Raw genomic sequence first — 10506 nt, 5'->3', positions numbered from 1 at the left:
GCCGGCGCCGGACGCCGTCTGCGCCCCTACACCGACACCCTGCCCAAGGCGCTGGTGCCGGTGGGGCCCGCGGGCATAGAAGGCGAGCCCACGGTCCTGGACCTGACCCTCGCCAACTTCGCCGAGATCGGGCTGACCGAGGTCGGTGTCATCGTCGGCTACCGCAAGGAAGCCGTGTACGAGCGCCGGGCGGCCCTGGAGGCGAAGTACGGGCTGAAGCTGACGCTGATCGACAACGACAAGGCCGAGGAGTGGAACAACGCCTACTCCCTGTGGTGCGGGCGTGACGCCCTCGCGGACGGGGTGATCCTGGCCAACGGCGACACCGTGCACCCGGTGTCGGTGGAGAGGACGCTGCTGGCCGCGCGCGGTGACGGCAGGCGGATCATCCTGGCGCTGGACACGGTGAAGAAGCTCGCGGACGAGGAGATGAAGGTCGTCGTCGATCCGGAGAAGGGGATGACGAGGATCACCAAGCTGATGGACCCGGCGGAGGCGACCGGTGAGTACATCGGTGTCACGCTGATCGAGGGCGAGGCGGCGGGTGAGCTGGCGGACGCGCTGAAGACGACGTTCGAGCGGGACCCGCAGCTGTACTACGAGGACGGTTACCAGGAGCTGGTGAACCGCGGTTTCCGGATCGACGTGGCGCCGATCGGTGACGTTGCGTGGGTCGAGATCGACAACCACGACGACCTCGCCCGCGGACGGGAGATCGCGTGCCAGTACTGACCCGGCTCATTCCGTCGCCGGTCGTCGTCGACATCCGCCCGGGTGCCCTCGACGACCTGGCGAGTGTCCTCGCGGACCAGCGGATCTCGCAGTCGGGCAGACTGGCGGTGGCGATCAGTGACGGCTCCGGCGCCCGGCTGCGGGAGCGGCTGGCGCCGGCCCTGCCGGGGGCCGACTGGTTCGAGGTGGGCGGCGGCACCATCGACGCCGCGGTGCGGCTCGCCGACAAGATGAAGTCCGGCCGCTACGACGCGGTCGTCGGACTCGGCGGGGGCAAGGTCATCGACTGCGCCAAGTACTCGGCGGCGCGCATCGGGCTGCCCATGGTCGCCGTGGCCACCAACCTCTCCCACGACGGCATCTGCTCGCCCGTCTCCATCCTGGACAACGACGCGGGCCGCGGTTCGTACGGCGTGCCCATGCCCATCGCGCTGCTCATCGACCTCGCGGTGATACGCGAGGCGCCGATCCGGTTCGTGCGCTCGGGCATCGGGGACGCGCTGTCCAACATCTCAGCCGTCGCGGACTGGGAGCTGTCCCACCGCGTCAACGGGGAGAAGGTCGACGGGCTCGCCGCCGCCATGGCCCGCCAGGCGGGTGAGGCCGTGCTGCGCCACCCCGGCGGCTGCGGCGACGACGGCTTCCTGACCGTGCTGTCCGAGGGGCTGGTGCTGTCCGGCATCGCCATGTCGATCGCGGGGCACACCCGGCCCTCCTCGGGGGCCTGCCACGAGATCAGTCACGCGCTCGACCTGCTCTACGCCGGGCGGGCCGCCGCCCACGGCGAACAGGTCGGCATCGGCGCGGCGTTCGCGACGCATCTGCGGGGCGACCGCGACGGTTCCCGGACCATGGCCGACGCGCTGCGCCGGCACGGACTCCCGGTCGTGGCGCGGGAGATCGGCTTCAGCGACGAGGAGTTCGTCCGCGCCGTGGAGTTCGCCCCGGAGACCCGCCCCGGCCGTTACACGATCCTGGAGCATCTGGGGCTGTCACCGGAGCGGATCAGGGAGGCGTACGGGGACTACGTCGCGTCGGTCACCGGCTGATGGAGGGGGTCCGGTTTGACCCCATGGGCCGGGCCCCGTAACCTTGACCGTCGGCGTGTCCATCTGGACCGCCACACCCCCGTAAACCTTTTTCCTCCCGGACGCGGGTTCGCGACCGGGAGAGGTTGTCCGCGTGTGTGCGTGGGCGGCTGGCCTGCGGGGTGCCGTTCTTCGAATGAGAGAGTGAGATCCGCTTGTACGCCATCGTGCGCAGCGGTGGCCGCCAGCACAAGGTTGCTGTCGGCGACATCGTTGAGGTTGACAAGATTTCCACCGCCCAGGTCGGCGACACGGTCGAGCTCTCGACCCTGCTCGTCGTCGACGGCGACGCCGTGACCAGCGACCCGTGGGTGCTGGCCGGCATCAAGGTCCAGGCCGAGGTCGTGGACCACCACAAGGGCCAGAAGATCGACATTCTGCGCTACAAGAACAAGACCGGCTACCGCCGTCGTCAGGGCCACCGCCAGCAGTACACGGCGATCAAGGTCACTGAGATCCCCGCGGCTGCGAAGTAAGGGACTGAGGAGAGATGGCACACAAGAAGGGCGCATCGTCCACCCGTAACGGTCGTGACTCCAACGCTCAGCGCCTCGGCGTGAAGCGCTTCGGTGGTCAGGCCGTCAACGCGGGCGAGATCCTGGTCCGCCAGCGAGGCACCCACTTCCACCCGGGCGCCGGCGTCGGCCGTGGCGGCGACGACACCCTGTTCGCACTGCAGGCCGGTGCGGTGCAGTTCGGCACCCACCGTGGCCGCAAGGTCGTGAACATCGTTCCGGTCGCCTGATCCAGGCATATCGACCGTACGTTTCGCGAGGCGGACCTCACTTCCCGGTCGGGAAGGCGGGTCCGCCTTTCGCGTGTTAACCAAGAAGCACCGAAGTACATACGCACGCTGCGTCACACCGTCTCTGGAGGCACCCCTCATGACCACCTTCGTGGACCGCGTCGAACTGGATGTCGCCGCGGGTAGCGGAGGTCACGGCTGTGCCTCCGTCCATCGCGAGAAGTTCAAGCCGCTCGGCGGACCCGACGGCGGGAACGGCGGGCGCGGCGGCGATGTGATCCTCACCGTCGACCAGTCCGTGACCACCCTGCTCGACTACCACCACTCGCCGCACCGCAAGGCCACCAACGGCAAGCCCGGCGAGGGCGGCAACCGCTCCGGCAAGGACGGCCAGGACCTGGTCCTGCCCGTGCCGGACGGCACCGTCGTGCTGGACAGGGCGGGCAACGTCCTCGCCGACCTCGTCGGCCACGGCACCTCGTACGTCGCCGCCCAGGGCGGACGCGGCGGGCTCGGCAACGCGGCCCTCGCCTCCGCACGGCGCAAGGCGCCCGGGTTCGCGCTCCTCGGCGTGCCGGGGGACCTCCAGGACATCGTGCTGGAGCTCAAGACCGTCGCGGACGTGGCACTCGTGGGCTACCCGAGCGCCGGCAAGTCGTCCCTGATCTCCGTGCTCAGCGCCGCCAAGCCGAAGATCGCCGACTACCCCTTCACCACGCTCGTGCCCAACCTCGGCGTCGTCACCGCCGGTTCGACCGTGTACACCATCGCCGACGTACCGGGGCTGATCCCGGGCGCCAGCCAGGGCAAGGGGCTGGGCCTGGAGTTCCTGCGGCACGTCGAGCGGTGCAGTGTGCTGGTGCACGTGCTGGACACCGCCACGCTGGAGTCCGAGCGCGACCCCGTCTCCGACCTCGACATCATCGAGGAGGAGCTGCGGCAGTACGGCGGCCTGGACAACCGGCCGCGGATCGTCGTCCTCAACAAGATCGACGTCCCCGACGGCAAGGACCTCGCCGAGATGGTGCGCCCCGATCTCGAGGAGCGCGGCTACCGCGTCTTCGAGGTGTCCGCCGTCGCCCACACCGGGCTGCGCGGGCTGTCCTTCGCCCTCGCCGAGCTGGTGGGCGAGGCGCGTGCCGCCAGGCCGAAGGAGGAGGCGACGCGGATCGTCATCCGGCCCAAGGCCGTGGACGACGCCGGCTTCACCGTCACCCGGGAGGAGACCGACGGGGAGCTGGTGTTCCGGGTCCGCGGCGAGAAGCCCGAACGCTGGGTGCGGCAGACCGACTTCAACAACGACGAGGCCGTCGGCTATCTGGCCGACCGGCTGAACCGCCTCGGTGTCGAGACGGAGCTGATGAAGGCCGGTGCCCGCTCCGGCGACGGGGTGGCCATCGGACCCGAGGACAACGCCGTCGTCTTCGACTGGGAGCCGACGGTCACCGCCGGAGCGGAGATGCTCGGCCGCCGCGGTGAGGACCACCGCTTCGAGGCCCCTCGCCCGGCCGCCCAGCGCCGCCGGGACCGGGACGCCGAACGGGACGAGGCCCAGCAGGAGTTCGACGGCTTCGAACCGTTCTGACACACACGGACGAAAGGGCCCGCCCTCCCGGTGCGACCGGGGGAGCGGGCCCTTTCGTGTGCGGGTTCAGGCTCCCGGGCGCCGGCTCAGGTCCGCTCCGTAGAGGCGGAGCAGCTCGTCCTCCACGACCGGGGTGAGGGCCTCGATGAAGCCGTCCGCCAGGTGACCGTAGTCCCGGTAGACCATGGTGTTGCCCACCAGGACCGGGCAGTTGCCGGACGGGGCGCAGACCCAGTCGTAGGGGTCGATGACCGTCACGTCCTCGGCGGCCGCGGCTGCCCGGATCGCCTTGGTGACAGCGGGCTGGGGGTCGGCCTCCGAACGGTCGCGGGCGCACTCGCTCAGGTTGTCCGGGTGCGCCACCGCGCAGTCCACCGCGTTGTTCTTGGGCCAGGGGTTGTCCAGCAGGGTGAGCACCCGGGTGGGGCCCTGCTGGAGGATCCGGTACGTCTCGGCCTGTCCCTTGCCCCACTCGGTCGCCGTGTCGCCCTCGCCCCACAGCTTCGCCGAGTTGGAGCTCGACACGATGACGAGGTCGGGCTTCATCTCCTGGATCTTGTCGATCGTCGTCTCCCGCCAGTCGTCACAGGTCGAGTACGGGCCGCCGTTGTACGCGATGGTGATCTGGGAGACCTTGCACGCGTTCTTGGTGAGCGAGTAGAGCCGCCAGTGGTGCTTGCGGGCGATCGCGTCGAGTGCCGGGAACCACTGGGCGACGTGCGAGTCGCCGAAGAGGACGACGGTCCGGTCGGCTGTGGTGTCCCCGTACAGACAGGGCTGTGTCTGCTTCTCGTCGGCCATGGTGAGGGCGCAGTCGTCGGTGTAGACCGCGGTCCTCTGGTAGGCCACGTCGTGCATGCTCGGCTCGAGGTTGGCCGGGATCTTCTCCGCCGGGTGCTCGAGCAGCTCCACCAGCGCGGCGCGGGGGTCGGACGCGCCGGCGATGGCCTTACGGGTGTCCTGCTGCGCCGCGCCCGGGTCCAGTACGGGCGGGAACTGCACGGTCACCACCGCGGCCGCGGCGGTGACGGCGGACAGCCCCAGGCCCATCGAGAGGCCCCGGCCGGTGTGCGCCTTGAACGCACGGTGGAAACGCATCGGGTTCTCGACCAGGTGCAGGGTCCCCCACGCCAGGACGAGACCGCCCAGGGCGGCGATCAGCCGGAGGGGACCGTCGTGCTCGCCGAACCCGGCCGCGGCCGGGACGATGACGATGAGCGGCCAGTGCCAGAGGTACCAGGCGTACGAGACGCCGCCGACCCAGACGGCGGGGCGCAGGGAGAGGGCCGCGCCGGCCCCGTAGCGGCCGCCCGCCGCCCCTCCGGCCAGCACCGCCGCGGCGCCGGCGACCGGGATCACGGCGTTGTGGCCGGGGAAGACGGTGCTCTCGTCGAAGGCCACGGCCGCGTAGCCGATGGCGGCCAGACCGGCCCAGCTCAGCACGGCCGCGACCGGGCGCGGAATGCTGTCGAGGCGGTGCGCGACCAGGGCCAGCAGGGCGCCCACCGCGAGCTCCCAGATGCGTCCCTGCGAGCCGAAGTAGGCCCAGGAGGGGGCGGTCTCGGTGAGGTGGAGGTTCAGGGCGAAGGAGCCGGCGGCCAGGGCCAGCAGGGGGAGCGCCAGGAGGGCCCGGCGCCGGAAGAGCTTCAGGGCGACGATCAGGACGATGGGCCAGACCAGGTAGAACTGCTCCTCCACCGCCAGCGACCAGAAGTGCTGGAACGGCGAGGGCGGCACGTCCGTGTTGAAGTAGTCGGTTCCCGCCTCGGCCAGCCTGAAGTTGACCACGTACCAGGCGGACGCGATGGCGTCCTTGGCGTAGTCCGCGAAGCGCAGCGGCCCCAGGAACAGCCAGGACCCCGCGAGCGTCGCCAGGACGACGAGGGTGGAGGCCGGCAGCAGGCGCAGTGCCCGGCGGGCGTAGAAGCGGCCCAGCGCGATCCGTCCCTCGCGGGCGTGTTCGCGGAGCATCAGCGAGGTGATCAGGAAGCCGGAGATCACGAAGAAGACGTCGACACCGACGTATCCGCCGGCCACGTGGGACACCCCGGAGTGGCCGAGCACCACGAGGGTGACGGCGACCGCGCGCAGGCCCTGGATGTCCAGTCGCAGCGCCGCGCCCCCCGTTGCCGGAGCGGATCCTCCGCCACCCTGTCCGGAGCCGCCCCGTGGTTCCGGGACGCTGTCTGGCGTGCTGCGCGGCGGGCGGGCGAGGGGGCGGACGGCCACCGTGAGGATCTCCTTGTTTCGTGGGATGTCACCGGACGCGGACACACGTCTGCGACACGGCCCGGGGCGCGACGCCGCCAGGACCGGCCGGCACCGGTGATCGCCACGGGGCCGGACGGTCCAACATATCCCGGTCCGGTCCGTATGCGATGTCACTTCTGTCGCATCGTCATAACGAATGCGTGGAGAGGGTTTACCGCGTGTCCGGAGGTGTCTTCCGCTTCGGGGCGGTGAACACCTCCGGGCACCGGTCGGTCAGCGCGACCTGCCCAGGAAGAGGCTCCCCGCCTTCTTGGTGAACAGGGCTCCTCCGGTACTCATCGAGATGTGCATCCGGTACCGGCCGGCCGGTACCGCCGAGACATCGACTCCCGCATCGTCGGGCGTGCTGAAGTAGCCGGAATGGTAACTTCCGATGTCTCCCGGGCCCACGTGTGGACGCACCACCTTGGCGTTCTTCCTCACTTCCAGGGGAAACGAGAAAATTCCGCGCCGACCCCGCAGGACGAGGTAGTACAGGGCGTGGTTCTTCTTGTCGGCGTTTCGTCCCGGGAGGAAGAAAACGCCCTCGGTGTGAAGCCGGCGGTCCCGCTTCCAGGAGGTCTTCAAAGAGAAGCGAACGCCCTCGGACTCGGGTGAGAGAATGCGCCGCTTGGTTATCTTGACGCCGTTCCTGCTGCCCCTGACGAGCACTTCCGAGTCACCCACGGCCTGGCGCGTGTCGATCGCCCGCTGAGCGATCAGACGGGTTCTCCGCTCGATCTTCTCGTCCGCACTCGTCAGGCACACGGAGACCTCGTAGGTGCCGCGGGGCAGCGATTCCAGGGTCAGGTCGTCCGGAGTCCTGAAACCGCCCTGACCGTATTCACAGAAGTACTCGTCGAAGTACTCCCGGTAGAGGCGGATCTCCCTGGTCGAGGTCAGCGGGTAGGTCCAGGTCCTGCCCCGCCGTTCCAGGACGAGCCGCTTCTCCTCCTTCACCTCGCCCTGCCGGGGGAGGCCCGGGATGAAGCCGTGGCCGCTCAGCCGCAGACGGCCGTCCGCGACCTCCGCCCGGGTGAGCACCGCCAGAGCGGTGTCCGTCTCCCGGAGTTCCGCGAGGTGGGTGGCCGCCGCCTCCTCGTCCTCGGGTGCGGCGGGTCCTGTCCGGACCTCCCCCCAGCGCGGTGCGGCGCCCTCGGTCAGCGCGTACACGATGCTCAGGATCGAGGGCAGCCCCTGCCGGACCACTTCCTCGTGCCGCCGCACGGTGGGGGAGTCCACGAAGAGGAAGTTGAAGTTGCCGTACGCCCTGAGGGCGGGCAGGTAATGCTCCACTTCCTGTTCGTACTGGTAGTCCCCGGGCGAGGAGACGAGATACACGTTCCGGTCGAAGTCGGTCTCCTTCGCGAGGAGGTCCTTCATCACGGAATCCATGATCGCGACGTTCTCGGCCGACTGCCCTTCACCGAGCACCGCGTCCCCGAGCTGGCCGTGACCGTGCGAATAGCTTCCCAGGAAGTACTGCGGTGTCGACGCCACGATGTTCTTGTAGCCGTACTTGACCCCGTAGTAGAGAGCGGCGCTCCCTCCCTTCGAGGCGCCCAGCAGCGTCACCTGCTCCCGGGACACGCCCAGCCGCTCCATGAAACTCTCGATGAGCGCCTGGATGGACTCCGTGACGGTGAAGTCCATGTTCCTGGCGACGTAGTACGAGGCACCCGAGTCGAAGTGGTCCCGGATCCGCAGGATGTTGCACTGGACGCTGTCGAGGGCGTTGCCGAACCCGTACTTGCTCCCCACCGACGAGAAGACCACAAGGAGGTTGCGGTGGTCTCCGCGGGCCGGGCGGAACTGGAATTCGACGGGCCACTTCCCGTGCACCTCGGTCGCTTCGGTGAAGACGTGGGCTCGCTGGGAGGCGTAGTTCGGGGAAAGCGCCGGGAGGGTCTCGTTCATGCTGCTCCGCAAACTCTCTGTCCGGTGTTCAGACCATGGAGGCCTGTTCGGACGGGTCCACCTGGTGCGACTTCATCTCGAGTTCCACCCGGTCGTACCGGGCCATGGTGCGCTCGAAACTGCGCGTGGCGAGAAGGAGCCGGTAGACGACGAGGACCTCGAAGAGGAGAAGGAGGACGCCCGCGGCCACTGTCGGCCACAGGATGGAGTTGACCAGCGGCGCGACGATGAAGATCGTCATCTGGAACTCGATGCCGCTGAACAGATGGATGCGGATGCGGTGCCCGACCAGGAAGTCACGGAGCCGCACGTAGCCCGGGAGCCGGGTGACGAACGACCGCTGCTGGTCCGCCACGGGCGCCACGGGCCCGGGCTGGGCGGGCACCTCGGCCGCCGGCGCGACCGAGTCGTCCTGGTCGTCCTCCGTCGAGGCCACCGCCGTGGAGGGCGTCTCGCCGAGACCGAGTTCCTCCGCGCGCTCCCGGAGCTTGCGCCTCATGTTGAGGCGTACCTTCCAGATCTCCAGAGCGTCCATGTACCTCAGCATGTCGAGGAACACGACGGCCACGGCCAGCCATATGAAGGTGACGTCCTCGGTCAGCCGGTACTGCCCGCCCATCAGGGCAATGGCGCATATGAGCACACGGACGCGGTCGAAGATGTAGTCGAGCCAGGCGCCGAACGCCGAACCCTTTCCTGTCAGACGGGCGAGCTTTCCGTCCATGCAGTCGAGGATGAAGCTGACGTGGTAGATGACGGCGCCGGCCACGAGCCACTGCCACTCACCCTGCGCGAAGCAGGCCGCGGCACCGATCCCCAGTACCAGAGCGGCCCAGGTGATCTGGTTCGGAGTCACCCGTGTCCACATGGCGGTCCAGCGGACCAGGGGGGTGGCGACGGGGTCGACCAGGAGAACAGTCCACCAGGCGTCTCGCTGCTTCTCGGTGAGGCGGCGGACTTCGGGGAGTGAAGGTACACGCATGACCGTAAGTCTGCATGCTCTCCCGAACGTTGTGCTCCCAAACGCGAGTGTGTGCTACATCACGGCCGGATGAAGTCGGGGTGAATAACACGCGGCGAGCGATATGCCCCAAGAGTGGGGAGTGGGAGGGTTCGCTGCCGGAGTGGCGCGCACGGGCCCATGTGACGATTGGGGAAACTCCACTGGTGACGTCGAGCAACTTTGTCGAACAGGGGTGTGGTCGCTTTGCTGTAAACTCCCGCATCGCGGCATGACCCGGGAGGAGCTCGGTGAGCTTCGATGTGGCGCCGTATATAGGGGTGCGGCGGTCGTCGCCGCTGGTTGTCGCGCATGTCCCACTGTGCAGACCGCGTCGGGACTCGCCGAGAGGTATGGGATTGAAGTGAGTGTGCGTACCCGCATCGGAAGCGGTCTGAAGTCGAGGACCAAGAGCGCGATGCAGGCACAGAAACACCGCGCGTGGCTGTTGCGGGTGACGCGGCAGCGGCAGGTGTTGTTGCGGTCGGATGCGCGTGTGCGGCAGGTGGCGTTCGACGGGGAGCCGTTGTGGGGGCGGGTGGTCGAGGAGTTCTCGGCGGCCGGTGCGGCCGCGGAGAATCTGGGTCTGGTCGCGGATGCCCTGGAGCGGGCGGGTGTGGCGTATTTCGTGGTGCCGGGTGTGTCGCGTACGTCGTGGGCCGTGGGTGTGCGTGAGGCGGACCGGGAGTCGTTTCTGGCGTCGATGCGTGGGTTGTACGGGGGGAGTGTCGTTTTCGCGGCGAGGCCCCGTTCCGGTGGGGTGACTGATTTCTCGCTGTTCGCGGACGATGTGTGGCCGAAGGCGTTGTCGTCGGCTCCGGTGATGCGTTTCGGTGTGGTGCGGCTGGGGCCGGTGGGTCAGGTGCTGGCCGGGCCGCAGCTGGGCTGTGATGTGGAGTTCTGGCAGGACGGGGCCGATGTGCTGGCCGGTCCTTCCGCGGAGGAGGAGCTGGCGCGGGTGTCGCCGCAGGCGTCCGAGGATGTGCTGGCGGATTCGCTGGTGGCGCCGCGCCGCAACCGCGTCGCCGACGTCGTCCCGGCCAGTGAGCAGAAGCCGGCGACGATCACGGTCGAGGGCCGTGCCTTCCCGACCTTCGCACCGTTCACGGTGGCGACCGTCGACGACGTGACCTTCCCCGTCGACGTCGTCTACACCTGGGTCGACGGCCAGGACCCGGAACTGCGGGCC

At 69.0% G+C, this 10506-nt stretch carries 9 protein-coding genes; 6 read left to right on the top strand and 3 right to left on the bottom strand.

The genetic code is table 11. The annotated features are described in order from the left end of the window. The 5 genes from B9S61_RS31635 to obgE form a co-directional block, all read left to right on the top strand. The coding region (locus B9S61_RS31635) for a sugar phosphate nucleotidyltransferase (RefSeq protein WP_103543281.1) at nucleotides 1–732 on the top strand (732 nt) is incomplete at its 5' end. Further along, a complete protein-coding gene (locus B9S61_RS31630) occupies nucleotides 720–1781 on the top strand; it encodes an iron-containing alcohol dehydrogenase family protein (RefSeq protein WP_103545268.1) in 1062 nt (353 codons plus the stop codon). The genes B9S61_RS31635 and B9S61_RS31630, both read left to right, overlap by 13 nt. 194 nt (nucleotides 1782–1975) lie before the next feature. Next, nucleotides 1976–2296 carry a 50S ribosomal protein L21 gene (gene rplU / locus B9S61_RS31625; protein ID WP_007449531.1) on the top strand — a complete coding sequence of 107 codons (321 nt, stop codon included), beginning with the start codon at nucleotides 1976–1978 and terminating at the stop codon, nucleotides 2294–2296. Nucleotides 2297–2310: 14 nt separating this feature from the next. Next, nucleotides 2311–2565: a 50S ribosomal protein L27 gene (rpmA, locus tag B9S61_RS31620; protein WP_003976205.1), complete on the top strand. Its 255-nt coding sequence runs from the start codon at nucleotides 2311–2313 to the stop codon at nucleotides 2563–2565. 139 nt (nucleotides 2566–2704) lie between these two features. Then, nucleotides 2705–4150, top strand: coding sequence for a GTPase ObgE (gene obgE / locus B9S61_RS31615; protein WP_103545267.1), 1446 nt, complete (start codon nucleotides 2705–2707; stop codon nucleotides 4148–4150). A gap of 66 nt (nucleotides 4151–4216) precedes the next feature. Here the strand turns inward: obgE and B9S61_RS31610 are convergent, their stop codons facing one another. The 3 genes from B9S61_RS31610 to B9S61_RS31600 all read right to left on the bottom strand — a co-directional run bounded on the left by B9S61_RS31610 (nucleotide 4217) and on the right by B9S61_RS31600 (nucleotide 9299). After that, nucleotides 4217–6379 (bottom strand): acyltransferase family protein, encoded by a 2163-nt coding sequence (locus tag B9S61_RS31610; protein WP_103545266.1) that lies wholly within the window; start codon nucleotides 6377–6379, stop codon nucleotides 4217–4219. Nucleotides 6380–6634: 255 nt separating this feature from the next. After that, the gene (locus tag B9S61_RS31605; RefSeq protein WP_103545265.1) at nucleotides 6635–8317 is read right to left on the bottom strand and encodes a hypothetical protein; all 1683 of its coding nucleotides are present in this window, start codon (nucleotides 8315–8317) and stop codon (nucleotides 6635–6637) included. Between the two features lie 28 nt (nucleotides 8318–8345). Then, a complete protein-coding gene (locus B9S61_RS31600) occupies nucleotides 8346–9299 on the bottom strand; it encodes a CDP-alcohol phosphatidyltransferase family protein (RefSeq protein ID WP_103545264.1) in 954 nt (317 codons plus the stop codon). Between the two features lie 250 nt (nucleotides 9300–9549). Between B9S61_RS31600 and B9S61_RS31595 the strand changes: the two genes are divergently transcribed. Next, the coding region (locus B9S61_RS31595; protein ID WP_258039965.1) for a Stealth CR1 domain-containing protein at nucleotides 9550–10506 on the top strand (957 nt) is incomplete at its 3' end.

It is taken from the genome of Streptomyces sp. SM1 (assembly GCF_002910825.1).
Taxonomy (GTDB): Bacteria; Actinomycetota; Actinomycetes; order Streptomycetales; family Streptomycetaceae; genus Streptomyces; species Streptomyces okerensis.
This window is presented reverse-complemented; position numbering and strand designations above follow the sequence as displayed.

Bases quoted from the DNA above. Each gene is read 5' to 3' on its own strand.
- B9S61_RS31605 (WP_103545265.1), bottom strand. From the start codon at position 8,317: ATGAACGAGACCCTCCCGGCGCTTTCCCCGAACTACGCCTCCCAGCGA.
- rpmA (WP_003976205.1), top strand. From the start codon at position 2,311: ATGGCACACAAGAAGGGCGCATCGTCCACCCGTAACGGTCGTGACTCC.
- obgE (WP_103545267.1), top strand. From the start codon at position 2,705: ATGACCACCTTCGTGGACCGCGTCGAACTGGATGTCGCCGCGGGTAGC.
- B9S61_RS31600 (WP_103545264.1), bottom strand. From the start codon at position 9,299: ATGCGTGTACCTTCACTCCCCGAAGTCCGCCGCCTCACCGAGAAGCAG.